The organism is Sinorhizobium saheli, assembly GCF_001651875.1.
GTDB classification, from domain to species: Bacteria; Pseudomonadota; Alphaproteobacteria; order Rhizobiales; family Rhizobiaceae; genus Sinorhizobium; species Sinorhizobium saheli.
The window spans coordinates 88,732-113,567 of record NZ_LNQB01000101.1; the positions used below are offsets into that span (position 1 = coordinate 88,732).

General features: G+C 64.4%; 23 protein-coding genes and 1 pseudogene. 15 read left to right on the forward strand and 9 right to left on the reverse strand.

The window, feature by feature from the left end:
* Positions 1 to 10: 10 nt before the first annotated feature.
* Positions 11 to 820 carry a CbbQ/NirQ/NorQ/GpvN family protein gene (locus tag ATB98_RS26150; RefSeq protein WP_066879071.1) on the forward strand — a complete coding sequence of 270 codons (810 nt, stop codon included), beginning with the start codon at positions 11 to 13 and terminating at the stop codon, positions 818 to 820.
* 193 nt (positions 821 to 1,013) lie between these two features.
* Positions 1,014 to 2,909: a nitric oxide reductase activation protein NorD gene (locus ATB98_RS26155; protein ID WP_066879074.1), complete on the forward strand. Its 1,896-nt coding sequence runs from the start codon at positions 1,014 to 1,016 to the stop codon at positions 2,907 to 2,909.
* 137 nt (positions 2,910 to 3,046) lie between these two features.
* Here ATB98_RS26155 and hemN read toward each other — a convergent pair whose 3' ends face one another.
* Positions 3,047 to 4,399, reverse strand: a complete 1,353-nt coding sequence (gene hemN / locus ATB98_RS26160; protein WP_066879077.1) for an oxygen-independent coproporphyrinogen III oxidase — start codon at positions 4,397 to 4,399, stop codon at positions 3,047 to 3,049.
* Positions 4,400 to 4,669: 270 nt separating this feature from the next.
* Between hemN and ATB98_RS28440 the strand changes: the two are divergent.
* The 4 genes and pseudogenes from ATB98_RS28440 (at position 4,670) to ATB98_RS26180 (ending at position 7,177) form a co-directional block, all read left to right on the forward strand.
* Positions 4,670 to 4,944 (forward strand): annotated as a pseudogene (locus tag ATB98_RS28440) (DUF2249 domain-containing protein).
* A 45-nt stretch (positions 4,945 to 4,989) separates the two neighbouring features.
* Positions 4,990 to 6,342 carry a hypothetical protein gene (locus ATB98_RS26170; RefSeq protein WP_066879083.1) on the forward strand — a complete coding sequence of 451 codons (1,353 nt, stop codon included), beginning with the start codon at positions 4,990 to 4,992 and terminating at the stop codon, positions 6,340 to 6,342.
* A 3-nt stretch (positions 6,343 to 6,345) separates the two neighbouring features.
* Positions 6,346 to 6,879, forward strand: coding sequence for a DUF2249 domain-containing protein (locus ATB98_RS26175; protein WP_066879086.1), 534 nt, complete (start codon positions 6,346 to 6,348; stop codon positions 6,877 to 6,879).
* A gap of 4 nt (positions 6,880 to 6,883) precedes the next feature.
* Positions 6,884 to 7,177, forward strand: coding sequence for a metal-sulfur cluster assembly factor (locus ATB98_RS26180; RefSeq protein ID WP_066879089.1), 294 nt, complete (start codon positions 6,884 to 6,886; stop codon positions 7,175 to 7,177).
* Between the two features lie 212 nt (positions 7,178 to 7,389).
* Here ATB98_RS26180 and ATB98_RS26185 read toward each other — a convergent pair whose 3' ends face one another.
* Positions 7,390 to 8,604 (reverse strand): NnrS family protein, encoded by a 1,215-nt coding sequence (locus ATB98_RS26185; protein ID WP_066879092.1) that lies wholly within the window; start codon positions 8,602 to 8,604, stop codon positions 7,390 to 7,392.
* A gap of 249 nt (positions 8,605 to 8,853) precedes the next feature.
* Here ATB98_RS26185 and nirK point away from each other — a divergent pair, with 249 nt between their 5' ends.
* The 4 genes from nirK to ATB98_RS26205 all read left to right on the forward strand — a co-directional run bounded on the left by nirK (position 8,854) and on the right by ATB98_RS26205 (position 12,526).
* A complete protein-coding gene (gene nirK, locus ATB98_RS26190) occupies positions 8,854 to 9,984 on the forward strand; it encodes a copper-containing nitrite reductase (RefSeq protein ID WP_066879096.1) in 1,131 nt (376 codons plus the stop codon).
* A gap of 140 nt (positions 9,985 to 10,124) precedes the next feature.
* Positions 10,125 to 11,039: an SUMF1/EgtB/PvdO family nonheme iron enzyme gene (locus ATB98_RS26195; RefSeq protein WP_066879099.1), complete on the forward strand. Its 915-nt coding sequence runs from the start codon at positions 10,125 to 10,127 to the stop codon at positions 11,037 to 11,039.
* A gap of 181 nt (positions 11,040 to 11,220) precedes the next feature.
* Entirely contained in the window at positions 11,221 to 11,916 is a 696-nt protein-coding gene (locus ATB98_RS26200) for a Crp/Fnr family transcriptional regulator (protein ID WP_066879104.1), read from the forward strand.
* Positions 11,917 to 12,082: 166 nt separating this feature from the next.
* On the forward strand, positions 12,083 to 12,526 hold the full coding sequence (locus ATB98_RS26205) for a pseudoazurin (RefSeq protein ID WP_066879106.1): 444 nt from the start codon (positions 12,083 to 12,085) through the stop codon (positions 12,524 to 12,526).
* A 149-nt stretch (positions 12,527 to 12,675) separates the two neighbouring features.
* On the opposite strand, the gene ATB98_RS26210 is transcribed toward ATB98_RS26205, so the two are convergent.
* The gene (locus ATB98_RS26210; protein ID WP_066879109.1) at positions 12,676 to 14,211 is read right to left on the reverse strand and encodes a M10 family metallopeptidase C-terminal domain-containing protein; all 1,536 of its coding nucleotides are present in this window, start codon (positions 14,209 to 14,211) and stop codon (positions 12,676 to 12,678) included.
* Between the two features lie 223 nt (positions 14,212 to 14,434).
* Between ATB98_RS26210 and ATB98_RS29260 the strand changes: the two genes are divergently transcribed.
* On the forward strand, positions 14,435 to 14,593 hold the full coding sequence (locus tag ATB98_RS29260; protein ID WP_153435844.1) for a hypothetical protein: 159 nt from the start codon (positions 14,435 to 14,437) through the stop codon (positions 14,591 to 14,593).
* A 12-nt stretch (positions 14,594 to 14,605) separates the two neighbouring features.
* Here the strand turns inward: ATB98_RS29260 and ATB98_RS26215 are convergent, their stop codons facing one another.
* Complete coding sequence (locus ATB98_RS26215; RefSeq protein WP_066879120.1) at positions 14,606 to 15,673, reverse strand: ornithine cyclodeaminase; 1,068 nt, start codon at positions 15,671 to 15,673, stop codon at positions 14,606 to 14,608.
* Between the two features lie 144 nt (positions 15,674 to 15,817).
* Here ATB98_RS26215 and ATB98_RS26220 point away from each other — a divergent pair, with 144 nt between their 5' ends.
* The 3 genes from ATB98_RS26220 to ATB98_RS26230 all read left to right on the forward strand — a co-directional run bounded on the left by ATB98_RS26220 (position 15,818) and on the right by ATB98_RS26230 (position 17,813).
* On the forward strand, positions 15,818 to 16,255 hold the full coding sequence (locus ATB98_RS26220; RefSeq protein WP_066879123.1) for an Lrp/AsnC family transcriptional regulator: 438 nt from the start codon (positions 15,818 to 15,820) through the stop codon (positions 16,253 to 16,255).
* Positions 16,256 to 16,350: 95 nt separating this feature from the next.
* Positions 16,351 to 16,956, forward strand: coding sequence for a DUF922 domain-containing Zn-dependent protease (locus ATB98_RS26225; protein ID WP_066879126.1), 606 nt, complete (start codon positions 16,351 to 16,353; stop codon positions 16,954 to 16,956).
* Between the two features lie 329 nt (positions 16,957 to 17,285).
* Positions 17,286 to 17,813 (forward strand): DUF992 domain-containing protein, encoded by a 528-nt coding sequence (locus ATB98_RS26230; RefSeq protein WP_066879129.1) that lies wholly within the window; start codon positions 17,286 to 17,288, stop codon positions 17,811 to 17,813.
* 31 nt (positions 17,814 to 17,844) lie between these two features.
* Here ATB98_RS26230 and ATB98_RS26235 read toward each other — a convergent pair whose 3' ends face one another.
* From ATB98_RS26235 to cyoA, 5 genes are all read right to left on the reverse strand, one after another.
* On the reverse strand, positions 17,845 to 18,597 hold the full coding sequence (locus tag ATB98_RS26235) for an SURF1 family protein (protein ID WP_066879132.1): 753 nt from the start codon (positions 18,595 to 18,597) through the stop codon (positions 17,845 to 17,847).
* 198 nt (positions 18,598 to 18,795) lie between these two features.
* Complete coding sequence (gene cyoD, locus ATB98_RS26240) at positions 18,796 to 19,197, reverse strand: cytochrome o ubiquinol oxidase subunit IV (RefSeq protein WP_066879135.1); 402 nt, start codon at positions 19,195 to 19,197, stop codon at positions 18,796 to 18,798.
* The gene (gene cyoC / locus ATB98_RS26245; RefSeq protein ID WP_066879138.1) at positions 19,194 to 19,826 is read right to left on the reverse strand and encodes a cytochrome o ubiquinol oxidase subunit III; all 633 of its coding nucleotides are present in this window, start codon (positions 19,824 to 19,826) and stop codon (positions 19,194 to 19,196) included. Before cyoC ends, cyoD begins: the two co-directional genes overlap by 4 nt.
* Positions 19,827 to 19,828: 2 nt before the next feature.
* Positions 19,829 to 21,832, reverse strand: coding sequence for a cytochrome o ubiquinol oxidase subunit I (cyoB, locus tag ATB98_RS26250; RefSeq protein ID WP_066879141.1), 2,004 nt, complete (start codon positions 21,830 to 21,832; stop codon positions 19,829 to 19,831).
* Between the two features lie 23 nt (positions 21,833 to 21,855).
* Positions 21,856 to 23,022, reverse strand: coding sequence for a ubiquinol oxidase subunit II (gene cyoA, locus ATB98_RS26255; RefSeq protein WP_066879143.1), 1,167 nt, complete (start codon positions 23,020 to 23,022; stop codon positions 21,856 to 21,858).
* Positions 23,023 to 23,338: 316 nt separating this feature from the next.
* Between cyoA and ATB98_RS26260 the strand changes: the two genes are divergently transcribed.
* Complete coding sequence (locus ATB98_RS26260) at positions 23,339 to 24,679, forward strand: MFS transporter (protein WP_066879147.1); 1,341 nt, start codon at positions 23,339 to 23,341, stop codon at positions 24,677 to 24,679.
* Positions 24,680 to 24,836 lie beyond the last annotated feature (157 nt).

Here is a 24,836-nt window from a genome sequence, read left to right on the forward strand (position 1 = left end):
AGTACCCCCTATGAACATCGCGCTCAAAAACACTCTTCCCGATTACGACATCCCGGCCTATTCGCCGTCGGGCAATGAATGCGCGCTCTTCGAAAGCGCCTGGATCCGCCAGCTTCCGCTGCTGCTCAAGGGCCCGACCGGTTGCGGCAAGACGCGCTTCGTCGCCCATATGGCGGCAAAGCTCGGCCTTCCGCTGTCGACGGTTTCCTGCCACGACGACCTCGCCGCAGCGGATCTGACCGGCCGCTATCTTTTGAAAGGCGGCGACACCGTCTGGGTGGACGGGCCGCTGACGCGGGTCGTGCGCGCGGGCGGCATCTGCTACCTCGACGAGATCGTCGAGGCGCGCAAGGACGTTGCCGTCGTGCTCCATCCCTTGACCGACGACCGGCGCATCCTGCCCTTGGAGCGCACCGGCGAAGTGCTCGAGGCGCCCCCGGGCTTCATGCTCGTCGTCTCCTACAATCCCGGCTACCAGAACCTCCTCAAGACACTGAAGCCGAGCACCCGCCAGCGCTTCGTCGCGATCGAGTTCGATTTCCTGCCGAGGGCTAGCGAGATTGCCGTCGTGGCGGAGGAAAGCGGTCTCGACGAGGCCCGTGTCGCGCCGCTCGTCGACCTCGCCCATCGGCTGCGGGCACTGAAGGGCCAGGATCTCGAGGAGGGCGTCTCGACGCGCCTCATCGCCTATTGCGCGAGCCTCGTCGACAGCGGCCTGTCGCTGCGTGACGCCGTGCTTTCGTCGATGATCGAGCCGTTGACCGATGAGCCGGACGTCAAGGCGGCGCTGATCGAGATAGCCGACGCGATCATTCGCTAAAGCAGTTTGCAGTCAGGTGGAATCACCTGACGTCGGACAAATGCTGCAAAAACAAACTTTACCGCTGGTGCATGTCGCCCAAAAGTGCGCAGCGGTGCAGGACATGCACAGAAGAAGAGACTGAGCGGGATGAGGAATGGGGTGTGCGGTGTTCCGCCCGCATCCCGCTCCAATGCGAAAAAAAGGAACCGACATGCTGGATTTCCTTGAGCTTGAAGAGACGGTCGGCCGCGTCTGGCATCGCTTCATCGGCAACACGCGAACCTGGCCGCGCTTCCCGGACGAGGCCGTGCGGCTCGACGAGGTTCAGGCCGTGCTTGCCGTCTATTTCCGCGGGCTTGGCGGAGAGCGGGCGGTGCAGATCGCGCCGGCGCGCGGCCGCACGTCGGCGCACCGGCTGCGACTTCGCCAGCGGATGGGGCTCGGCGAGGAGAAGCTGGTGCAGCCGGCGCGCGACCACGCGACGCTGATGCTGCCGGCCGAGATCGATCTCTTTCCCTCGCGGCGCCTCAATCGCGACCTCTATTTCTGGCTGGCGGCGACCATGGCGCTCATGCCGCTTTCGCCGGTCGTCGAAGGCGATCCTCTTGCCCGGGATCTCGCGGTCCTTGCTCGCGCGCAAGCCACGGTGAACCTGGTGCTCGCCACCTACCCGGCGCTGCGTCCGCGCTATCGCCGCCTCTCAAGGGCGGTGCTCGGCGCGCGGCAGAAGCGGGCGCTTCCCGCGGTCGAGCAGCATGTTGAAAATCGCATCCTGCACATGCTGAAGACCGGTTCCGGGCAGATCGACGAGGCGATGCCGGTCATCTTTCCGCGCCACGCGCCGGCCGGCTACCTTCCCATGCTGCCCGTGCCGCTCTGGCCGGACGTGCTCCTGCGCGAAGAGACGGAGAGGCGGCAAGGCGAGGACGAGCCGGCCAGCCGCGGCGGCAGGGCAGAGGGGGCCGAAACGACGCGCCACATCGCCACCCGCGAGGATCAGCGGCGGTCGGACCGGAGCCCCTTCATCCTCAACCGCTTCGAGAAGATTCTCGCCATGGCCGAAATGGTCAATGTCGACCGTCCGGCCGACGACAGCGACGATCACGACGCCCAAGCGGCGGACGAGCTCGACGACATGACGCTCGGCGATCGCCCGGGGCGTCCGGCCGCGCGTTTCCGCTTCGACCTCGACCTGCCGCCGGAAGCGCTCGACCGGACGCCGCTGACGGCTGAGCTTACCTATCCCGAATGGGACTACCGCAGCGCCAGCTATCTCAAGGATCATTGCCGCGTGCTCGCGGCGCCTGCATCGGCGGAAAGCACGGTCGGCGAGGCGGACCCGGCGACGAAGAGCCTGATCCGCCGTGTCCGCCGCCAGTTCGAGGTGCTGCGGCCGCGTCACGAGATGTTGAGGGCGCAGATCGACGGAGCCGATCTCGATCTCGACGCCGTGGTGCGCGCCCGCACCGACCTCAAGGCTGGCGGGCAGGGTAGCGATCGCATCCACATGATGAGCCGCCCGCAGGCGCACGACCTTGCCGTCACGATCCTGGTGGACGTTTCGCTTTCGACCGACGCCTGGTTCTACAATCAGCGCGTGCTCGATGTCGAGAAGCAGGCCTTGCTCGTTCTCGCGCACGGGCTGTCGGCCTGCGGCGATGCGTATGAGATCTTGACCTTCACCTCCCGCCGGCGCGACTGGGTGCGGGTCGAGACGGTCAAGGCCTTCGGCGAGGCAATGAGCGGCGCGGTCGAAGCGCGCATCGCGGCGCTGAAGCCCGGCTACTACACCCGCATCGGCGCCGCCGTCCGCCATGCGACGGCCGGCCTCGTCAAGCGGCCGAACCGCCGCAAGCTCCTGATCGTGCTGACCGACGGCAAGCCGAACGACGTCGACCACTACGAAGGGCGCTTCGCGCTCGAGGACAGCCGCCGCGCCGTCGGCGAGGCACGCCGCTCCGTCGTCCACGTGTTCGGCGTGACCGTCGACCGCGAGGCGAAGTCCTATGTGCCGACGATCTTCGGCCAGAACGGCTATGCCGTCGTCAGCCACATCGGCAGGCTGCCCGCAGCCCTGCCCGTCATCTATCGCGGCCTTGTGAGATAGGGGGCAGGCCCGCGATACGGCGAGGCCCGGCATCGCTTCCTGCGATGCCGGGTCTGGGGATGAGGTAGCGGGCGAAGTAGTCTTTCCGTACGTCCGGGGGAGGACCCGCCTCTGCCCTGCCGGGCAGGCAAACGCCCCTACGCCGCCTTGCTGTGCGTGCGCGCCGATTGCTCCAGATAGGCGTCGAAGGCGGCGGCGGCGGCGCGGATCAGGAAGCGTCCCTCCTCGCGAAGCCGGATGACGCCGCCGGTATTCTCCAGGACGCCGTCGCTCTCGAGCATGGCGAGCCGCGCATTGCCGTCGATGAGCATGCCGGCATCGAAACCATGCGCGGCGGCGATGGCGGGGACATCGGCGGAAAAGTCGCACATCAGCCGCTCGATGATGCTCGCTCTCAGCCTGTCCTCGGCGGTCAGCCGGTAGCCTTTCACGGTTGCGAGGCAACCTTCGGCGATCTTCTGCGCATAGAGGCCGGGCGGGACCTGGTTCTGGGCATAGCCCTCAGCCAGCCGGCCGATTGCCGAGGCGCCAAAGCCGATGAGGGTCTCGCAGGCGTCCGTGGTGTAGCCCTGGAAATTTCGGTGCAACTGCCCGGCGGTCTGGGCCAGTGCCAGGCTATCGTCGGCTCTGGCGAAATGGTCGAGGCCGATGCGGCGGTAGCCGGCGGCAATGAGGGTGGCGGCGATCGCCTCCGCCTGGGCGACACGGCCCTCGGCATCGGCAAGTGCTGCCTCGTCGATCAGCTTCTGGTGCTTCTTGAAGGACGGCACATGGGCATAGCCGAAGACGGCGAAGCGATCCGGACCCATGGCGATCGCGGCCTCGGCCGTCTCGATGCAGGAGTCTACTGTCTGGTGCGGCAGGCCGTAGATGAGGTCGAAGTTGATACTGGTGACGCCGGCGGCACGCAGGCGGCGTACCGCTTCCATGGTCTGTTCCTCGGTCTGGATGCGGTTAATCGCCTTCTGCACGACGGGATCGAAGCTCTGGACGCCGAGGCTTGCCCGGCGCACGCCCGACTGGCCGAGAGCAGTCGCCATGTCCGACTCGAGCGTCCTCGGGTCGATCTCCACGGCAATCTCGGCGTCGCCCGCGAAATCGAAACGCTCGCGGAGCAGCGCGATGAGGCCCGTGAATTCTTCCGGTCGAATGATTGTCGGTGTTCCGCCGCCGAAATGGACATGATCGACGCTGAGGCGCTTGCCTGCCGTCGCCGAGACCAGTCGGACCTCCTCGCGCAGCATGTCGAGATAGCCGAGGATCGGCTGGGCGCGCTGGGTGATGGTCGTGTGGCAGCCGCAGTACCAGCACATCGACCGGCAGAACGGGATGTGCAGATAGAGCGAAACCGGCTTCTCCGACGGCGTGGCCGCAAGCCAGTCGCCATAGGTTCCGGCGCCGATCTCGGGCGAGAAGCGAGGTGCGGTTGGATAGCTCGTGTAGCGGGGCAGACGCGCCTCGCCATATTTGGCGACAAGAGCTGGTTGCATGAGAAGATCCTTCTGATCGGGGAACAGGATTGCGGCAATCCTAGAGGTGCGGCCGCCGTCTCTCTTTGACCGATGTCAAGGATCGGGGCGATGAGTTGGGCGATGACTTGGGCGATGACTGGGGCAAAGAGCACTTCTCGCCATTTGTTTGCTCGCCGTCAAAGTGGCGCGCCGGACCGGGCGTTAGGGTCGCGCAAGTTCCGATCGGGTCGAGCCGCCGCCGCATCGGAACGGAAGAGGGGCGGCCACCACAAGAGAATTGCCACGACAATGACCGATACCAAGCCATCGATCGACGTCCGCACCGTTCCGCCGCGCGAGCGTCACCCCAGAATCTTCGGCATGCTGGGCGCGCTCGCACCCGGGGCTCGATGCTGATTACCAGCGATCACGATCCGCGCCCGCTTCACTACCAACTGGAGACGAACTTTCCGGGCCAGTTCGGCTGGGACTATCTGGAAGCCGGACCGGACGTGTGGCGGGTGGAGATCGCCCGACTGGAGGGTGGTTCGGGTTGCGAATGCTGCTGCGGTTCGGATCATTGAGGCGCCGCTCTCGGCGGTAGCCGCCAGCAAGCACGGTGAGACGAGATGCCAGACGCCACGCTTTCCCCATGGACGATGTCCTACTTCGCCGTCGCCTGTGTCTTTCTGGTGATCGGCCAGGGCCTGATGGCGGCCGGCTACGGCTATCCGTTCGCCGGGGTGGACGCCCCGGAAACTCTGGCGCTCGCCCATCTCCTCGCCATCGGTTGGCTCGGGCTGCTGATGATCGGGGCGCTCCTGCAGTTCGTACCGGTGCTGATTGCTGCACCGCTCCGCGCCGGGCGGCTGGCGCCCTCGGTCCTGCTTCTCATCGTCGGCGGGCTTCTCCTGCTCGCCGGCGGATTTGCGGCGCTTGGCGGCGCCGAGGGCCTCGACGGCCTTTCGCCGGGCATGCTGCCGCTTGGCGCCTTTCTGCTCGTGACCGGCTTCGGCCTCGCGGCTGCCATGCTCGCCTCGACGCTCCTGTCGGCGCGGGCGCTGCCGCTTCCCGCCCGCTTCGTCGGCCTCGGGCTTGCCGCGCTGACGGCGACGATCCTTATCGGCGCGGCCTTCGCCGCCGTGCTTTCGGGCATCGTCGCCAGCGATCTGCTCGCTACACTGCTCCTTCACGGCGTGCCGTTCCATGCCGCACTCGGCCTCGGCGGCTGGCTTAGTTTCACCGCGATCGGCGTCAGCTATCGCTTGCTCCCGATGTTCATGCTTGCACCCGAGAAGGTAAGCGGCGCGGCGAGAACCGTCTGGTGGACAGGCGCAACCGCACTGGTGCTCGTGGCGGCCTCAGTCGCCGTCGTGTTCCTCGATGCCGAGGCGGCAAAGACGCTGCTCGCGCTGCCCCTCGTGCTCGCTTTTGTCGCCGTTTCTTTCTACTGCGTCGACCTGGTGCGCCTCTATCGCGAGCGCAAGCGCAAGGTCGTGGAACTCAATATCCGGGCCAGCTACGCGGCCTTTGCAGCATTGCTCGCCGCCGTCGTTCTCATCTCCATTCCGGCTACGCGAGCGGCGGCCGGCGAGGGCGCCGCGGCTCTCGTCTATCTCTTCGCCTTCGGCTGGCTGACCGGCCTCGGGCTCGCGCAGCTTTACAAGATCGTGCCGTTCCTGACCTGGCTTGAATGCTATGGCCCGATTCTCGGCCGAATTGCGGTCCCGCGCGTGCAGGACCTCGTGAACGAGGGCCGGGCGAACTTCTGGTTCGGTCTATATTATGGCGCCGTGACGGCCGCCACGGCTTCGCTTTTCGCCGGCAGTCTGCCATCCTTTCGGGTCGCGGTTGCGGCGCAGCTTGCCGCAACCCTCGGCCTGATGGCGGAACTCGTTCGCGCCAGAAGGCTTTCGTCGGTGAAGGGCGCCGGCGTTCCGAAACCGCGTCTTTTTCTACCTCTCTCTCGACCACAGGAGTGACCGATGAACCCCGCACCCAGAGACATCAACGTTCGGGAACTCGACGTTCGGCCGATCCTGAGCAGTGGCGGCGAGCCGTTCCAGGCCATCATGGAGGTGGTGAGCGCACTAGAGCCCGGTGAGGCCCTGCGGCTCTACGCGCCCTTCCGGCCGCAGCCCTTGTTCAAGGTCATGGCGGGCCGCGGCTTCGATCACGAGGCGCGCGAGATCGAGGGCGGCGACTGGGAGGTGCTGTTCACGCCGCAGCCGACCTCCGCAGCCGTCGAGCTTTCCGACGACGCGGAAGATCCCGAGACCTGGCCTGATCCGGTCGAGCATCTCGACCTGACCGAGCTCGACCCGCCAAAACCGATGGTCCGCATCCTCGCCGCCGCCGAGCGGCTCGAGCCGGGAGAGGTCCTCTTCGCGCTGCTTTCGCGCGAGCCGATCTTCCTCTTCCCGGAACTGACAAAGCGCGGCCATCAGTGGGCCGGCAATTTCGACGAGACGCGAACCGCCTTCCGCATCTTCGTCCGCGTAGGCAAGGCAAGGGGTTGAGGCTATGGGCGAAGCGGCGAACGGCGCACTCTGCGAAGAGATACGCGAGGCCCTGCGCATGATCATCGACCCGGAGCTCGGCCGCAATATCGTCGATCTCGGTCTGATCTACGACGTGTCCGTCGAGGACGGCGGCATTGCCCACGTGAGCATGACGACCACCACGAAGGGATGTCCGGCGAGCCAGTATCTGAAGGAGGCGGTGCGCAACTGCGTCTGGTATGTGCCGGGCGTGGAATATGCGGAAGTGCGCCTGACCTACGAGCCCGCCTGGACGCCGGAGATGATGGCGGACTGACCTGGGGATCCCCGGCGGTTAAGACCCCTCCCCAAGCCCGCCTAAAAGGGGCCACAAGGGGGAGGGGCTCTCGTGCCCGCCGTCACCGGCGTGCCACCTCCCAATCATCGCGTCTGGCTCAACGGGTCATGACAGTGTGAAGCGGGCGCCAAGCCCCTCCCCCTTGTGGGGAGGGGTTGGGGAGGGGTCTTTTTAGCCCGCGACCGTTCACCTCAGCCCGCGTTCAACCCCCGGCGCTTGCGCACCAGGATCGGGCCGTATTCGAGCGTGAACAGCGCGAAGGCCAGGAGCCAGAGTCCGCCCACGGCGGCATAAAGCGTCGCCGCAGTCTCCGGAAACATTTCGGCGAGCGGGCGCAGCAGGGCGGCGAGAACGATCGCGGCGTAGGAGGCGACGGTCAGGCGCGAGGCCGTCAGCGGGTGACCGGTGTGGCCGCGGCTTGCCCGCGTCATCACCGCCAGCATCATCGATGCGATGGCGCCGACGGTTAGCACATGCATGACCGAGCGCTGATCGACAAGGCCGAGCGCACCGAAGCCGATGCCGGCGAAACCGAGGGGAACGAAGGCGTAGGCGACGTGCAGGACGACGAGCAACATCTCCGGCCACGTGGCCAAACCGCGCCAGCGAGCAAGCCGGGCGGTGTGGAAAACGGCCGCGGCGAGGCTCGCGAGTGCGGTGAGCGCGTGCTCCGGAACGAGTATCCAGCAGAAAAGCGCGCCGACGCCTGAGAGGATGGCGACCGTATCGAAGCGATTGTAGGGGACCGGAAAAGCGGTCCGGCCGATGCGGTTTAGCCAATTGCGGGTGAAGCTCGGCAGGATCCGGCCGCCGACAATCATGATGAGTACGACATAGGCGGAAATGCCGAGGCGCATCGCGACGTTGGCATGTTCACCGGTAATCACCGTGATATGGAAGCAGGCATTGGCGAGCGACAGCGCCAGCAAGCCGCCGAGCACCTTTAAATCCTTCCATTTCCGGCCGGCGATCACTTCGCGCGCGCAAATGAAGAGGAGTGCCGGCAGGAAGAGGCTGTCGATCGCCGCCGCGACCGGAAGACCGGGAACGTCCGGCATGAGAAGCGCGAAACGACCGGCCGACCAGAGCGCGAACAGGCCGGCGAGCGGCCAGCCGGAAACGGGCAGGCGGCCCGTCCAGTTCGGGACGGCGGTCAGCAGGAAGCCCGCGAGCACGGCCGAGGCGAAGCCGAACAGCATCTCGTGCGCGTGCCACGCCAGCGCGCCGTAGCTGCCGGCAAGATCGAAGCGGCCGGTCAATGCTCCGATCCACAAGGTCATCGCGACGATGGCCCAAAGGGATGCGCCGAGGAAAAAGGGTCGGAAGCCATAGGAAAAGAGCACGGGGCCCGTGCGGGCGAGGCCACGTGGCAGGTAGCCGGGCCTCTCGGCCTTTGATTCACTCATGATCGAACTCCTGATGTTTGGCAGTATCTGACTACCGGAGCCACGCGTCAGGTTCTTTGATAATTGGCAAATACGCATCGACATGAGCGCGGCCCGCGCGCCGTCCCCGGCATTGTCGCTCTTTGCCCGTCAAAATGTCGCAGCAGGGGCAATGTGCCTGTTTGTTCCACCACAAAGAGTGCGGGACCGACCCTCCTAGGATCAAAACGACCGGGCGATGTTCGCTCCGGCCTTTCAAGGAGAGGTTCCATGTCTGAGCAATTCCAGATGACACGCCGCAGCATGCTGGCTGGGGCAGCAATCGCCGGCGCGCTGACGCCGCTTGTCGGTGCGGTATCTGCCCATGCGGAAGAGACGGCCGCGAAGACTGCCGCCGCCGACATCGCGTCGCTGCCGCGCGTGAAGGTCGAGCTCGTCAAGCCGCCATTCGTTCACGCCCACACCCAGAAGGCCGAAGGTGGCCCGAACGTCGTCGAGTTCACGCTCACGATCGAGGAGAAGAAGATCATCGTCGATGATCAGGGCACCGAGGTCAACGCGATGACCTTCAACGGTTCGGTCCCCGGTCCGCTGATGGTCGTCCATCAGGACGACTATGTCGAGGTGACGCTGAACAATCCGGAAACCAACACGCTGCAGCACAATATCGACTTCCACTCCGCGACCGGTGCGCTCGGGGGCGGTGCGCTGACGGTCGTCAATCCGGGCGAAAGCACGGTGCTGCGTTTCAAGGCGACCAAGGCCGGCGTCTTCGTCTACCACTGTGCACCTCCCGGCATGGTTCCCTGGCACGTCACCTCCGGCATGAACGGCGCGATCATGGTGCTGCCGCGCGAAGGCCTGACCGACGGCCAGGGCAAGTCGCTGACCTATGACAAGGTCTACTATGTGGGCGAGCAGGACTTCTACGTGCCGCGCGACGAGGAGGGCAACTTCAAGAAATATGCGAGCGCGGGCGATGCCTATCCCGACACCCTCGAAGTCATGCGCACGCTGACCCCGAGCCACGTCGTCTTCAACGGCGCGGTGGGCGCGCTCACCGGCGACAACGCGCTGAAGGCGGCTGTGGGCGAGAAGGTGCTGATCGTCCATTCGCAGGCGAACCGCGACACCCGCCCGCACCTGATCGGTGGGCACGGCGATTACGTCTGGGCAACGGGCAAGTTCCGCAATCCTCCGGATCGCGACCAGGAGACCTGGTTCATCCCGGGCGGCACGGCGGGCGCGGCCTTCTACACCTTCGAGCAGCCCGGCATCTACGCCTATGTGAACCACAACCTGATCGAGGCTTTCGAGCTGGGTGCGGCCGCCCACTTCGCCGTCACCGGTGAGTGGAACGACGACCTCATGACCTCGGTTCGCGCGCCCTCGGGCACTTGATCCAAGAGCATTTGCGACGTCAGGTTGAATGCGCCGCGCCGCCGGAAGTCCCGCCGGCGCGGCCGCTGCCATCCTCATGGCCCCCGGGCTAAACACCCTGCCCGGGGACCGGTCAACATGGATCGCAAGGAGGCCTCCCCATGGCCGCGATTTCAGAGAAAAGTGAAGCTATCGCCCTCTCGCTTGCGATCCCAGCCGCTCTCTTCCTCCTTCTCGCAGGCATGGTGGCGCGCGAGACTGGTCTTCTGCGGCGTGACCCGGTCGGTGCCGCTCTTAAGGAGCCGCCCATCGTCACCGTCGCTCCGGGCGAGTTCAGCTATCGCCCCGCCGGCGAGTATTTCAAGAACGGCTACGCCGTGGACGGGCCGATGCTCACCATCAGCATGACCGCGTCGCTCACCATCATGAAATACCAGGTGACTGCCGCCGACTATGGGCGCTGCGTTGCGGAAAGCGCCTGTGCGCCGGCCGAACCCGAGCGTGCGCCCGCGGACCCCGCCCGTATGCCTGCGACGGGGGTCAGCCATGACGATGCCGAGGCCTATGCCGCCTGGCTCAGCCGCCGCACCGGGGAAGTATGGGTGCTGCCGACCGACGAGGAACTCGCCTTCGCCGCGGGCAGCCGCTTTCCTGACGACGCCCTCGGTGTCGACGCCGACAGCAACAATCCGGCAGAGCGCTGGCTCGCCGATTATTTCCGCGAGGCATCGCGCAAGGCGTCGAGCAAACCGGAGCCGCAGCCGCTCGGCCATTTCGGAGAAAGCGAGTTCGGGCTTGCCGACTTCGCTGGCAATGTCTGGGAGTGGACGACGACCTGCAGCCGCCGCGTCAGCCTCGACCGGAGCGGTTTCGTAGTCAGCGACGCTTCCTCCTGCGGCATCTACATTGCCACGGGCAGGCACCGCGCGGCACTCAGCTCCTTCGTTCGCAATCCGAAGGGCGGCGGTTGCGCCGTAGGCGCCCCTCCCGACAACGTCGGCTTCCGCCTGGTCAAGGATACGAGATGGTATGCGCCATTGCTGCAGACACTCAGGGCGAAGGGCTTGCCCGTCTGACGATCTTCGATTTGAAATCGGAGTGCCTGCTGCCTTTCGTCAATCCCCCTGTCATGCTAGGACCGGTTGAGGAGCCGTGAGTGTCGATTTGAGCGGGATGCGCTCACATGCGTTCGCGCCACCGCTCCATCTGCGACGTCATGTGATTCCACCTGACTGCAAAATGCTCTAGGAAGCTGGAATGAAGATCGACCGGAGTGTCGTGAGATCGCTTTCCCTGTTCGACAGGATGAGCGATGCCGATCTGGACTGGTTACTGGGGCACGCGACCGCGAGACGCATTCCCCAGGGAGACGCCGTTTTCGAGCAGGGCCAGGCGGCGGCGAGTTTTTTCCTGTTGTTGCACGGGCGGCTGAAGGTCACCCAGGTGACCGAGGACGGACAGCAGATTATCGTCCGGGTCGTCCACCCCGGCGACCTTTTCGGATTTGCCAAGGCGCTGCAGCGCTCGGACTATCCCGGCACCGCGACGGCGGTGACGGAAAGCATCGCGTTGAGCTGGCCGACCGACCTCTGGCCGCACTTCGTCGAGCAGAATCCGCACCTGGCCGTCAGCACCATGCAGACGATCGGCCAGCGGCTCGAGGAGGCGCATACACGCATCCGCGAGATGTCGACGCAGGAGGTGGAGCGCCGCGTCGCCCATGCTGTGCTGCGCCTGTCGCGCCAGGCGGGCAAGCACGAGCAGGGCGGCATCCGCATCGACTTTCCGATCTCCCGTCAGGACATCGCCGAGATGACGGGCACGACCTTGCACACCGTCTCCCGCATCCTGAGCGCCTGGGAAGCGAAGGGGCTGGTCGAGGGCGGGCGCCAGAAGCTCGTCATCCGCGACCTCGCCGGCCTGACGCAGATCGCCGAAAGCGGGCGCGACTGATCATCATCAGGGCTGAAGCGGGGCGCGGGCGGAGAACCGCACAGCCTTTTCGCATGGATGCCGCCCTTTGCGGATTTGTTTGACGAACATCAAAGAGGGGCCGCCGTTTCCGTCCTATCTCCTTGTTGCACGGACCGAGCAGGTTCTGAAACCAAGGAGAAATTCAGTGCGTACAATCGCAAAGGGCGTAGCAGTCGCCGCCATTCTTGCCGCTTTCGCCGGTTCCGCATCGGCCGCCGACTTCGAGGTTCATATGCTGAACAAGGGCGCGGATGGCGTGATGGTGTTCGAGCCGGCCTTCGTCAAGGTGAACCCGGGCGACAGCGTTACCTTCATCCCGACCGACAAGGGGCATAACGTCGAGAGCATCAAGGACATGATCCCGGACGGCACGACACCCTTCAAGAGCAAGATGAACGAGAAGTACAAGGTGACCTTCGACGCGCCCGGCATCTACGCCGTCAAATGCTCGCCGCATGTCGGCATGGGCATGGTCGGCCTGGTCGTGGTCGGCGACGCGCCCGCCAATGTCGAGAAGGTGAAGGCCGGCAAGCTGCCGAAGAAGGCCCAGGAACGCCTGGGCGCAGCCCTGGCCGCAGCGCTGCAATAAGGCCGCGAGTCTCCCTCGCCCCGCTTGCGGGGAGAAGGTGGCCGCAGGCTGGATGAGGGGCGATTTCGGGCACTCCCCTTCACGCCACGGGACCAGCGAACCGAGTCCATGGAGGCGAGGCCCGGCACGATGTGCCGGGCTTTCTGCCGTTATAGAAGGAAATAGCTCTTCTGCAGGGTCACGGCGTCGTCCAGATGAATGGCGAAGTCGGCCACCTTGTCGCCGTTCACATCGCCGTAGATGTAGGTGTCCGAGGCTTGTTTGACGTAGCGGACTTGCCCTGCCGTACCGTCGAATGCCGCCGTGCCGATAAACACGAACGCCTGGTTGCCCAAGGCCTTCGTGCTCGCGTCGATCGCCGAAAGATCGATCCTGTCTGATTCCGAGGCGAGAAAGTCATAGATGGTGTCGCGGCCGGTAGAAGCGACGGTGCTGTCCGCAAGCGCCTTGAACTGGAAGGTGTCGGCTCCTGTCCCACCGGTCAGGCGATCCGCGCCCGCCGCGCCGTAAAGCAGGTCGTTGCCGGATTCGCCCAAAAGGCTGTCGTTACCGTTGCCGCCGTAGAGCTTGTCATTGCCGGTGCCGCCGAGAAGCGCGTCGTTTCCGCTGGAGCCGGCAAGTGTGTCGTTGCCGGCGAAGCCCCACAACTTGTTGGCCACTTCGTTGCCTGTGATCGAGTCCCCGGCCGCGCCACCCTTGACGTTTTCGATCAGCGAGCGCTTGTCGCCATGATAGAGCAGCGCATTGAAGATGTTGCCCGCCGCGTATCCCTTGTTGGAGCCGCCGCCGAGCCAGGCGAGCTGGTCGGCGCTGAATATGGACGCCTTGCCCGCCCTGAGATCGACCTTCAATGCGGTGTTGTAGGCCGAGAGATCGTAGGTGTCGATGCCGCCGCCATCCCATACGGTGGCGAAGATCCGGTTGGCGCCGGGGGATATGGCGGTCGCGCCGTTGACGAGCGTCGTGCCGCTTCCCGGCGTCCATTTATAGACCGTGTTGCCGCTGTTGGTGGTGAAGTCGGCGCCGTACATTTCCTGAAGCGCCGCAATGTCGGCCATCATGAAGGTCTGCGGCGCGCCGTACTGCTCATAGTAGTAGCCATTGGCGCCGACATAGCCTCGATAGGTCATGATCGAATATTCGATCGAGTCGTACTGCGAGGGCAGGGCGTCGAAATTGCCGTCCGCCTCGTGTCCGTGCTTCAGCCCCAGCGCGTGGCCGAGCTCGTGCAGCATCGTGTGCCAGGCATAGTTGCCGGCAACCGGCTTGCGGTAGTCGTTTACCGTGCCGGCATATTCGGTTCCGAACCAGACGTCGCCCGCCGCGGCATGGGTGCCCGGCAGGTATGCCCATGCTGTCTCTGGCAGGGTCGACTGTGCGAAGCGGACGGTTGCGGTACCGGCGCTTCCGGCACTGAACGTCGCATTCGTGAAGCCCTCGACGGAAAAGCCGTCGTTGGCGGCCGAACCGTAGGACTGCTCCATCGCGAACAGCGCAGTGTTCTTCTGCGCCGTCGAAATCGACGCGAATCCGTTGTTCTTCTCGCCGCTGTAGCTGTAGCTGCTGGCCGAAGTGGAAAAGGCGTAGGTGATGGTTCCGGCCCACGCCGTACCATATAGCACCCCATCGATCAGGCTGTTGCCGGTCGGTGTTACGGTTTTGACGGTTTTGCCAGTTCCACTCATTAGAAATTCCCGATTGCGAATACGAGGCTATTGCCTCGGGTGTCAAAAACACGGATCGTGCCCGCGACCATAAAAGTCAACGCCTACCATTGTCATAATGCGTTCAGTAAGATTGGAGGGAAGCGTGCCGTTCCAAAGGATTCTGGCTTTGCTCGCCTTGGTGATTCCGGCGGCAATATGTCATCCGGCGGCGGCAACCGGCACGGAGCCACGAGGAGTCGACATGCAGAAGCCTCCGGATTACGAGGCCGCTATCCGGTCGGAGTTCGAGCAGGTGAAGGCGGAGAACACGGTGGAGGCCTATGAGCGCTTCATCCGCCGCCATCCCGACCATTCATTGGTCGAGGAGGCACGGGCGGCGATAGCGCGTCTCAAGAAATAGCGTCGCGTCTTCTCACTCCGCGCTCGCCGCTTCCTTCGCCCTGAGCAGCATGCCGAACAGGTCGCGCGGATCGTCCGGGTCGGCGATCATGTCGAGATTCTGGTAGAACGCGGTGCCGGACAGCCGCTCGCGCACGTAGCGCAGCGCCGAAAAGTCCTCGATGGCGAAGCCGACGCTGTCGAAGAGGGTGATCTGACGTGGATCGCGCCGGCCCGGTAGCTCGCCGGTCACGACCTTCCAGAGCTCCGTCACCGGGAAGTCCGGCGCCATCTGCTGGATCTCGCCTTCGATCCGCGTCTGCGGCGGATATTCGACGAAGACGTCGGAGCGCGCGAGGATGTCGCGGTGGAGTTCCGTCTTGCCGGGGCAGTCGCCGCCGATCGCGTTGATATGGACGCCGGCCCCGACCATGTTGTCGGTGAGGATGGTCGCGAACTGCTTGTCGGCGGTGCAGGTGGTGATGATCTCGGCGCCCTCGATCGCCTCCTGAGCGGCACGGCACGACACGATCTCGAGGCCGGAGCCGGCGAGGTTGCGCGCGGTCTTCTCCGTCGCACGGGGATCGATGTCGTAAAGGCGAACGGCATCGATGCCGCAGACGGCCTTCATCGCCAGCGCTTGGAACTCGGCCTGGGCGCCGTTGCCGATCATCGCCATGGTGCGCGCGCCCTTCGGTGCGAGGTGGCGGGCGGCCATGGCCGAGGTGGCGGCGGTCCTGAGCGCCGTCAGGATCGTCATTTCCGTCAGGAGCACCGGATAGCCGGTCGCCACTTCGGCGAGCAGCCCGAAGGCGGTCACGGTCTGCAGCCCCTCGGCGATGTTCTTGGGGTGGCCGTTGACGTATTTGAAGCTGTAGACGCTGCCGTCGGAGGTCGGCATCAGCTCTATCACGCCCTCACGCGAATGGCTGGCGACGCGCGGCGTCTTGTCGAAACTCTCCCACCGGCGGAAGTCCGCCTCGATCGCGTCCGTGAGCTCGGCCAGCATGGTCTCGATGCCGAGGTGGTGAACGAGCCGCATCATGTTGTCGACGCTGACGAACGGCACCATGGCTTTGGCCGACGGAAGCGGTGAGAGCATCGGGTTTCCTCCTGCGCACTGCATAGGAAGAGCCTAGCGATACCACGCGCTGGTCGAAAGCGCAAACCTGTGCTATTTTCGCCATGAGATTGAACAATTTGAACAACGGAATTGTGCGAAATGGTCAACGCGGTGGCAAGTGATATGGTGATCGCAAAATACACGCCCGACGACCTGGACCGCCGGATCATCGCCCATCTTCGCGGCGACGGCCGCGCCTCGCTCTCCAAGCTTTCCGATGCGCTCGGCGTTGCCCGCGGCACCGTGCAGAACCGGTTGGATCGACTGCTCGAAACCGGCACGCTTCTCGGCTTCACGGTGCGCGTCAGGGAGGACTACGACGTCAACACCGTCCATGCGGTGATGATGATCGAGGTCGTCGGAAAATCGACCACGCAGGTCATTCGCAGGCTGCGTGGCATGCCGGAGATCTACACTTTGCACACGACCAACGGCAACTGGGACCTCGTCGCCAATATCCGTGCGGCGAACCTTTCCGAGTTCGACCGGATCCTGCGCGAGGTGCGGATGATCGACGGCGTCGCCAACAGCGAAACCAGCCTTCTCCTGAGCAGCGTCTGACGCCGCGGAAAGCACGCCGCCGCCGGATCGGGCGATTGAAAGCCGGCTCCATCCCCTATAGTTTCCGCCCGCGTTCACTGAACCATGCGAGGGGAATGGGTTTGAAAGCAGGCCGCCGAGTTTGTTTGCTGCTGGTCTCGTTCGTGCTCGCGCCTGCGGCCGGCCGGGCCGAATGGCAGGCGGTCGAAACCGTCAAGACCTACGCGATCGCCGGCCGGTCCGGCCCCGAGCTCTATGCCTCGATCGGCGAGCGGGGGCCAAAGGTCGGCGGTCTCATGCGCACCATTGCCCACACGAGCTTCAAGCTGACCTGGAAGCGGAAATACGAGGCGCGGGGTGAGGCGTGCCTGCTGGCCTCGGCCGTGCCGAAGCTTGCCATCACCTACACTTTGCCGAAGCCAGCCTGGCAATTGCCGCCGTCCACACGGATGCACTGGGAGACCTTCATCGACGGGGTGAAAAGCCACGAGCGCGTGCACGGCGACTTCATCAAGGAAATGGTGAGCGCGATCGAGGCCGCAACCGTCGGCCTTACCGTTCCAGACGACCCGCAATGCCGCAGGATCAAGAGCGAATTGACGCGGCGGCTCGGCGATCTCTCTCGCGCGCAAAGGCAGAAGAGCCGCGATTTCGACAAGGCCGAACTCAGCGAAGGCGGCAATATCCACCAGCTCATCCTCAATCTGGTGAATGGCGGATAGAGCATTTTGCAGTCAGGTGGAATCACCTGACGTCGAAAAAATGCGGCAAAACAAACATTTATCGCGATGGCGCGGACGCATGTGAGCGCATTCCGCTCCGTTATCCGGATCGTGACCTCGCCGCGCCGATCGATGGTTTGGCCGAACGGCAACACTGCCCGGCAAAAAGAACCCGCCGACAAGCCGTGCCTCTGAATCGTCTCATTGCGACGGAACGGTGAGACTCGCCTCAAAGGCGTAGCCGCGTGAACTCTTTCGCGCGCCATTACTGAATTTGCTCGGACCGCGACCGCATTCTGGCCGGTATCGATCCGACAAGGAGAAGATGGATGAAGAAGACTCTTGCCATGGCGCTCCGCGCGGTTGCGACCGCCTTTGCCGCCGCGGGCGCCAATGCCGCCGATCTGACCTATCCGGAACCGGCGCCGCCGCCGGCGCTGGACGCGCGCGGCGGCGTGAAGATCGGCTATCTCGAATGCGATATCGCCGGTGGCGCCGGTTATGTGCTCGGTTCGTCAAAGGAGGTCGAATGCGCCTTCCGTTCGCTGGGCGGTGACGAAGTGGAGGATCGCTATACCGGCGAGATACGCAAGCTCGGCGTCGATGTCGGCTTCACCATGCGCAGCCGCCTGATCTGGGCCGTATTCGCACCCACGGCCGGTTATCATCACGGGTCGCTCAGCGGCATCTACCAGGGCGCGAGCGCCGAGGCGACGGTCGGGGCGGGCGTCGGCGCCAATGTGCTCGTCGGCGGCACCTCCGGATCGATCCACCTGCAGACGGTGAGCGTCACCGGCCAGCTCGGCCTGAACGTCGCGGCCGCCGGCACGTCGATGACGCTCAACTCCGTCAATTGAAGGCACCTCAGTGCGGAATGCGGGCGGGCGGTCAGCCGCCCGGCCGTTCCGGCCTGCCGGGCCGCCACAGAAGGACCAGCATTGCGAAAACCATGGCGGCCAGGGCGTACCAGGTGATCGCGTAGAAGAGGTGGTTGTTAGCAAAGATGACGCGCGTCAGGCCGCCGACGGGAAGCCCGCCGGGGTTCGGGGTGGCATCCGCATCGATGAAATAGGGCGCGACGTTCGCGAGGCCGCGCGCCGCGGCGATCGCGACGACATCGCGCGAGTACCAGCGCTCCTCGGCCGGCCGGTTCGCCTGGAGCAGCGAGCCCCCGGGCTCGGTGACGCGCATCAGGCCGATCACTTCCGTCTCGCCCGACAATTGGCCTAGCGGTCGCGTCGCCGGCGCGCGCTTCGCCGTCGGCACGAAGCCGCGATTGACAAGCACCGTCGTGCCGTCGGCGAGGCCGAGCGGCGTCATCACCCAATAGCCGGCGCCGAGTTCGGTGGCGGCATAGACCAGCGTCTCCTTATCGTTGAGGAAGCGGCCGCGGACGACCACGCGGCGGTATTCGTCGCCCGCGGCGTTGGCCTTCGGCCAGTCGCCGCGGGGCGGAGCGGGAGCCGGCGTCGCGTGGATGCGGGCCTCGACGCGGGCAATGAGGTCGAGCTTCCAGAAGAGGCGCTTGACCTGCCATGTGCCGAGCGCGAGCAGCGCGGCGACCAGCAGGAGACCGATGGCGGTGAGGAGCGCAAGGGAGCGCCGCGAGCGCGGGTGGATTTTGCTTTCGGGATCGTTCATGCGCGATCGTAGCCTTGCAGCGGAAGAGAGTGTCGATTCCGTCGGTTCTGCCCCTCATCCGGCCTGCCGGCCACCTTCTCCCCGCAGGCGGGGCGAAGGGACTCGCGGTGGCGCCTCAGTCCATCTCCCCGCGTGGGGGGCAGGCAGTCCTCCCCCCGGGTTAAGCCCTAGGAGAGAGCGAAACCTAATCTAAAGCGCTCACGGCATGTTTTTCATCATCTCCGGGCTCATCGGCATCATGTTTGCGTTGAGATGATGCATGACCCAGAGCGAGCCGGAAAGCGCGATGGCGACGAGGAGGATCGTGAAGATCAGCGCCATCATCGTCCAGCCGCCTTCCGAGCGGGTGTTCATGTGCAGGAAGAAGATCATGTGCACCACGATCTGGATGGCACCGAGCACCATGATGATGGCGGCGGTGGGGACCGCGCTGTCGAGCACGTCGGCCATGACCAGCCAGAAAGGGATGGCGGTCAGGATGACGGAGAGGAGGAAGCCCGTCACGTAGCTCTTGAATGTGCCGTGGCCGGCCTCGTGTCCGTGGCTGTGGCCGTGATGGGCCTCGAAGGCGTCTTCATGCGAGGGGGCGTGCGAAGTCATCCGATTACTCCGATCAGATAGACGAAGGAGAAGACGCCGATCCAGACGACGTCCAGGAAGTGCCAGAACATCGACAGGCACATCAGACGGCGCTTGTTCTCCGGGATCAGGCCATGTTTTGCGACCTGCGCCATCAGCACGAACATCCAGACGATGCCGGAGGTCACGTGCAGGCCGTGCGTGCCGACGAGCGTGAAGAAGGACGATAGGAAGGCGCTGCGCTGCGGCCCGGCGCCTTCATGGATCATGTGGGCGAACTCGTAGAGTTCGAGCGAAACGAAGGCAATGCCGAAGAGGGCGGTGATCGCCATCCAGAACAACGTCACCTTCTTCTCGTAACGCTCCATCGCCAGCATCGCGAAGCCGTAGGTGATCGACGAGAACAGCAGCATCGACGTGTTGACGGCGACGAGCGGCAGATCGAAGAGATCGGCGGGCGAGGGGCCGGCGGCATAGTTGCGGCCGAGAACGCCGTGCGTGGCGAAAAGCACCGCGAAGATCAGGCAGTCGCTCATCAGATAGAGCCAGAAGCCGAGCATCGTGCTCCCTTCGGGATGATGCTCCTCCTCCAGATAGAAGGCGGGCGCCTGGCCCTCGTGCTGCGCCGCGTGACCGTGGATATCGCTCATGGTTACACCTCGCCGGCAAGCAGTTCGGTTCGCTTGCCCTCGGTTTCGGTGACGATGTCGGCCGGGATGTAGTAATCGCGGTCGTAGTTAAAGGTGTGGCCGATGGCGATCGCCACCATGGCGAGGAAGGACAGGCCCGCCAGCCACCAGATGTACCAGACCATGGCGAAGGCGAAGACGACGCTGATCGCACCGAGGATGACGCCGGTGCCGGTGTTCTTCGGCATGTGGATCGGCTTGAAGCCCGCGAGCGGACGGCTGTGGCCGCGCCTCTTCATGTCCCACCAGGAATCATGGTCGTGGACGAGCGGGGTGAAGGCGAAGTTGTAGTCCGGAGGCGGCGAGGACGTCGACCATTCGAGCGTGCGCGCATCCCAGGGGTCGCCGGTCGTGTCGCGCAGTTCCTCGCGCCTGATGAAGCTCACGGCGAACTGGATCAGGAGCGACAGGATGCCGAGCGCGATCAGGAAGGCGCCGAAGGCGGCGATGACGAACCAGATCTGCAGCGACGGGTCCTCGAACGAATTGACGCGGCGGGTGACGCCCATGAGCCCGAGCACGTAGAGCGGCATGAAGGCGAAGTAGAAGCCGATCAGCCAGAACCAGAAGGACATCTTGCCCCAGAACGGGTCGAGCCTGAAGCCGAAGGCCTTCGGGAACCAGTAGTAGACCCCGGCCAGCAACCCGAAGACGACGCCGCCGATGATGACGTTGTGGAAGTGGGCGATCAGGAACAGCGAGTTGTGCAGGACGAAATCGGCCGGCGGCACGGCAAGCAGCACGCCGGTCATGCCGCCCAGCACGAAGGTCACCATGAAGCCGACGGTCCACAGCATCGGCACCTCGTAGCGGATGCGGCCGCGATACATGGTGAAGAGCCAGTTGAACATCTTCGCGCCGGTCGGGATCGAGATGATCATCGTCGTGATGCCGAAGAAGGCGTTGACGCTCGCGCCCGACCCCATGGTGAAGAAGTGGTGCAGCCAGACGATATAGGAGAGGATGGTGATGACGACCGTCGCATAGACCATCGAGGCATAGCCGAAGAGCCGCTTGCCGCAGAAGGTCGCGACCACTTCCGAGAAGATGCCGAAGGCCGGCAGGACGAGGATGTAGACCTCCGGATGGCCCCAGATCCAGATGAGGTTGATGTACATCATCGGATTGCCGCCGAGGTCGTTGGTGAAGAAGTTCGTGCCGGCGTAGCGGTCGAGCGTCAACAGCGCCAGCGTCGCGGTCAAGACCGGAAAGGTCGCGACGATCAGCACGTTGGTGCAGAGCGAGGTCCAGGTGAAGACCGGCATCTTCATCATCGTCATGCCGGGCGCGCGCATCTTCACGATGGTGGCGATCAGGTTGATGCCCGACAGCGTCGTGCCGATGCCCGCCACCTGCAGGCCCCAGATATAATAGTCGACGCCGACGCCCGGACTGTAGTCCGCGCCGGAGAGCGGCGGATAGGCGAGCCAGCCGGTGCGCGCGAACTCGCCGACGAAGAGCGACAGCATGATGATCACCGCGCCGGCGGTCGTCATCCAGAAGCTGAAATTGTTGAGGAAGGGGAAGGAGACGTCGCGGGCGCCGATCTGCAGCGGCACGACGAAGTTCATGAGCCCGGTGACGAAGGGCATCGCCATGAAGAAGATCATGATGACGCCGTGCGCCGTGAAGATCTGGTCATAGTGATGCGGCGGCAGGTAGCCTTCCGAACCGCCGAAGGCGATCGCCTGCTGCAGGCGCATCATGATCGCGTCGGCAAAGCCGCGCAAAAGCATGACTAGCGCCAGGATGATGTACATGATGCCGATCTTCTTGTGGTCGACGCTCGTCAGCCAGTCGCGCCAGAGCACGCCCCAGAAGCGGTAATAGGTGATGAGCCCGACGAGCGCGACGCCGCCGATCACAACGGCGAGGAAGGTCGCGACGAGGATCGGCTCGTGATACGGGATCGCATCGAGGTTCAGTCGACCGAAGATGAACTTCAGGAGATCTGGATCGGAGAACATGGGAAACCCGTTCCTTGCTGTCTTCAGTGGTTGAGCTGCGCCGGTGCCGGATCGCCGCCCTCGTTCATGCCCGGCATCGAGTGTCCCTCGTGCCCTCCCGTGCCCGGCATGCCGTGCTCATTCGGCTCGCTGGCGCCGTCCGTTCCCTGTGGCTCCTCCTCACTGCGTGCGGGCGTGCCGGTCGCGGGAAAGGTTGCCGCCGGCGCTCCTTCTCCGAGCGAATGCCTGTTGTCGTATTCGAGCTTTTCGCGGTTCTCGGCGCTCTCCACGCCACCGCCGCCCATCCGGTCGATATGCATCATTTCATGCATGCACATCTTGCCGGGTGTGGCGCAGAGATTGAGGATCGCCTGGTAGAGGCCGTCATCGACGGAGGCGAAATAGCGGACCGGTTCGCGCTCGCTCGGCTTCTCGAGCTTGAGATAGGCGTCCCGGTTGAGCGCGGTTCCTTGTGATTTCACCCGGGCCACCCAGTCGTCGAAGCCCTGCCGGTCGAGACCGTGAAACTTGAAGCGCATGTGGGAAAAGCCCTCGCCGCTGTAGTTCGCCGAGAAACCTTCGTATTCGCCCGTCTTGTTGATCACCGCATGCAGCTTCGTCTCCATTCCGGGCATCGCATAGATCTGCCCGGCGAGCGCGGGGATGTAGAAGGAGTTCATGACCGAGGAGGCGGTGATCTTGAAATTGATCGGGACATCCACCGGCGCGGCGAGCTCGTTGACGGTCGCAACCCCCTCGTCGGGGTAGAAGAACAGCCATTTCCAGTCGAGCGCCACGACTTCGACCGTGAGCGGCTTGACGTCCGCCGGTACCGCCCGCCCGGAATCCAGCCGGTCGAGCGGCCGGTAGGGGTCGAGCTTGTGCGTGCTGATCCAGGTGATGGCGCCGAGCGCGATGATGATGGCGAGCGGCGCCGACCAGATGACCACTTCGAGCGCCGTCGAATGATGCCATTCCGGGTCGTAGGCCGCAGCCGTGTTCGACCGGCGATAGCGCCAGGCGAAGAGGAGCGTCAGGAAAATCACCGGAACGATGATCAGCAGCATGAGGATTGTCGAGATGACGAGGAGATCGCGCTGCTGCGCGGCGATGTCGCCGGAGGGCGACATCACCACCATGTCGCACCCGGCCATCAGCAGAAACAGCGGCAATACGGCCAGATGGCGGGAAAACGTGAACAGTTTCGACACGGCTCCGAGCTCTTCTTGTTTCGACGGCTCTGCGACTAAAGGAGTAGATGTGGCAACGGTATGAGGTGTTTGGTCGCACTGCAGCAATGCGCCGCAGCCATGTTTGTGCGTTGCGGCAATAAACGCGCGAAGACATCCGCGACCCGCCGATCTTCCTCGCATTCTTCGGAGATTTTGAGACGGCGAAAGGGGCTATTTGGCAATTCGGCCCTTGATATGCGCGGTCGATTGGTCAACATCCCTTATCAAGGAGTCCGAGCGGGGTGCGGCGGAAAACCGCATGCCTCGTTGCCGGTCGCTCGGGCGGGAGGCGTTTATGAGCAATGTCATGCAGCAGTCACTCGGGCCGTCATCCTCGTCGATGGAGCGCGATGCACGCCGCATTCACGACGACAGGCCCGTATCCCCGGGCAACATCGCGATCGGCGTCGTCATCGGGCGCGCCGCCGAATTCTTCGATTTCTTCGTCTACGGCATCGCCTCGGTCGTCGTCTTTCCCGAACTCTTCTTCCCCTTTGCTCCGGATAGGCTGACGGCGACGCTCTATTCCTTCAGCGTCTTCGCGCTCGCCTTTCTCGCGCGGCCGGTCGGCTCGCTCGTCTTCATGGCGATCGACCGGACCTATGGCCGCGGCGTCAAGCTGACGATCGCGCTCTTCATTCTCGGCGGTTCGACGGCATCCATTGCCTTCCTGCCGGGCTATGCGACCCTCGGCACCTGGTCGATCCTCCTGCTCGCCATCTGCCGCCTCGGTCAGGGATTCGCGCTCGGCGGCGCCTGGGACGGGCTTGCCTCGTTGCTTGCGCTCAATGCGCCCCAGCACCATCGCGGCTGGTATGCGATGATCCCGCAACTTGGCGCACCGATCGGCTTCATGCTCGCAAGCGCGCTCTTCGCCTTCTTCCTCGTCTCCCTCTCCGACGCGGACTTCCTCGACTGGGGCTGGCGCTATCCGTTCTTCGTCGCCTTCGCGATCAACGTCGTCGCGTTGTTCACGCGCCTGCGCCTGGTGATGACGAAGGAATTCGGTACCTTGCTCGAACTGCACGAGCTCGAGGCGAGGCGGGTCACCGAAGTCTTGAGATTGAACGGGCGTCACGTGCTGATCGGCGCCTTCGTGCCGCTCGCAAGCTTCGCGCTCTTCCATCTCGTGACGGTGTTCCCGCTCGGCTGGGTGGCGATCTATACGGACCACGTCCCAAGCTCTTTCCTGATGGTGCAGTTCCTCGGAGCCGTCTGCGCCATCCTCGCCATCGTCGTTTCCGGACTCGTTGCCGATCGGATCGGCCGCCGCTACCATCTCGGCATTTGCGCGGTGCTGATCGCCATCTTCAGCTTCATCGCGCCGATGCTGCTTGAGGCCGGGCCCACGGGCCGGGACGTCTTCGTGATCGCCGGCTTCACCATCCTGGGCCTTTCCTTCGGCCAAGCGGCGGGCGCCGTCGCGTCGCGCTTCGAAAAAGCCTACCGCTACACCGGCGCCGCGCTCACCTCCGACCTGTCCTGGCTGATCGGAGCGGGATTTGCGCCCCTGGTTGCCCTCGGCCTGACCAGCCGCTTCGGCCTCGCCTTCGCCGGCTACTATCTCCTGTCCGGCGCGCTATGCACGATCGTCGCGCTGATCTTCAGCAAGACGCTCGAGATCAGCAACGACTAGAGCGGGATGCGCTCACATGCGTTCGCGCCACCGCTCTATCTGTTTGTTTTGGCGCATTTGTGCTACGTCAGGTGATTCCACCTGACTGCAAAATGCTCTAGCAGGCTGCTGAAAATCGTGTTGCGTTACCGCAAGCCATCGCGGTGGGTGCGATTTT

What these genes read in the sequence shown, in the direction of transcription:
- ATB98_RS26150 (WP_066879071.1), top strand. Translation starts at nt 11, where the DNA reads ATGAACATCGCGCTCAAAAACACTCTTCCCGATTACGACATCCCGGCC.
- ATB98_RS26155 (WP_066879074.1), top strand. Translation starts at nt 1,014, where the DNA reads ATGCTGGATTTCCTTGAGCTTGAAGAGACGGTCGGCCGCGTCTGGCAT.
- hemN (WP_066879077.1), bottom strand. Translation starts at nt 4,399, where the DNA reads ATGCAACCAGCTCTTGTCGCCAAATATGGCGAGGCGCGTCTGCCCCGC.
- ATB98_RS26170 (WP_066879083.1), top strand. Translation starts at nt 4,990, where the DNA reads ATGCCAGACGCCACGCTTTCCCCATGGACGATGTCCTACTTCGCCGTC.
- ATB98_RS26175 (WP_066879086.1), top strand. Translation starts at nt 6,346, where the DNA reads ATGAACCCCGCACCCAGAGACATCAACGTTCGGGAACTCGACGTTCGG.
- ATB98_RS26180 (WP_066879089.1), top strand. Translation starts at nt 6,884, where the DNA reads ATGGGCGAAGCGGCGAACGGCGCACTCTGCGAAGAGATACGCGAGGCC.
- ATB98_RS26185 (WP_066879092.1), bottom strand. Translation starts at nt 8,604, where the DNA reads ATGAGTGAATCAAAGGCCGAGAGGCCCGGCTACCTGCCACGTGGCCTC.
- nirK (WP_066879096.1), top strand. Translation starts at nt 8,854, where the DNA reads ATGTCTGAGCAATTCCAGATGACACGCCGCAGCATGCTGGCTGGGGCA.
- ATB98_RS26195 (WP_066879099.1), top strand. Translation starts at nt 10,125, where the DNA reads ATGGCCGCGATTTCAGAGAAAAGTGAAGCTATCGCCCTCTCGCTTGCG.
- ATB98_RS26200 (WP_066879104.1), top strand. Translation starts at nt 11,221, where the DNA reads ATGAAGATCGACCGGAGTGTCGTGAGATCGCTTTCCCTGTTCGACAGG.
- ATB98_RS26210 (WP_066879109.1), bottom strand. Translation starts at nt 14,211, where the DNA reads ATGAGTGGAACTGGCAAAACCGTCAAAACCGTAACACCGACCGGCAAC.
- ATB98_RS29260 (WP_153435844.1), top strand. Translation starts at nt 14,435, where the DNA reads ATGCAGAAGCCTCCGGATTACGAGGCCGCTATCCGGTCGGAGTTCGAG.
- ATB98_RS26215 (WP_066879120.1), bottom strand. Translation starts at nt 15,673, where the DNA reads ATGCTCTCACCGCTTCCGTCGGCCAAAGCCATGGTGCCGTTCGTCAGC.
- ATB98_RS26220 (WP_066879123.1), top strand. Translation starts at nt 15,818, where the DNA reads ATGGTGATCGCAAAATACACGCCCGACGACCTGGACCGCCGGATCATC.
- ATB98_RS26225 (WP_066879126.1), top strand. Translation starts at nt 16,351, where the DNA reads ATGGGTTTGAAAGCAGGCCGCCGAGTTTGTTTGCTGCTGGTCTCGTTC.
- ATB98_RS26230 (WP_066879129.1), top strand. Translation starts at nt 17,286, where the DNA reads ATGAAGAAGACTCTTGCCATGGCGCTCCGCGCGGTTGCGACCGCCTTT.
- ATB98_RS26235 (WP_066879132.1), bottom strand. Translation starts at nt 18,597, where the DNA reads ATGAACGATCCCGAAAGCAAAATCCACCCGCGCTCGCGGCGCTCCCTT.
- cyoD (WP_066879135.1), bottom strand. Translation starts at nt 19,197, where the DNA reads ATGACTTCGCACGCCCCCTCGCATGAAGACGCCTTCGAGGCCCATCAC.
- cyoC (WP_066879138.1), bottom strand. Translation starts at nt 19,826, where the DNA reads ATGAGCGATATCCACGGTCACGCGGCGCAGCACGAGGGCCAGGCGCCC.
- cyoB (WP_066879141.1), bottom strand. Translation starts at nt 21,832, where the DNA reads ATGTTCTCCGATCCAGATCTCCTGAAGTTCATCTTCGGTCGACTGAAC.
- ATB98_RS26260 (WP_066879147.1), top strand. Translation starts at nt 23,339, where the DNA reads ATGAGCAATGTCATGCAGCAGTCACTCGGGCCGTCATCCTCGTCGATG.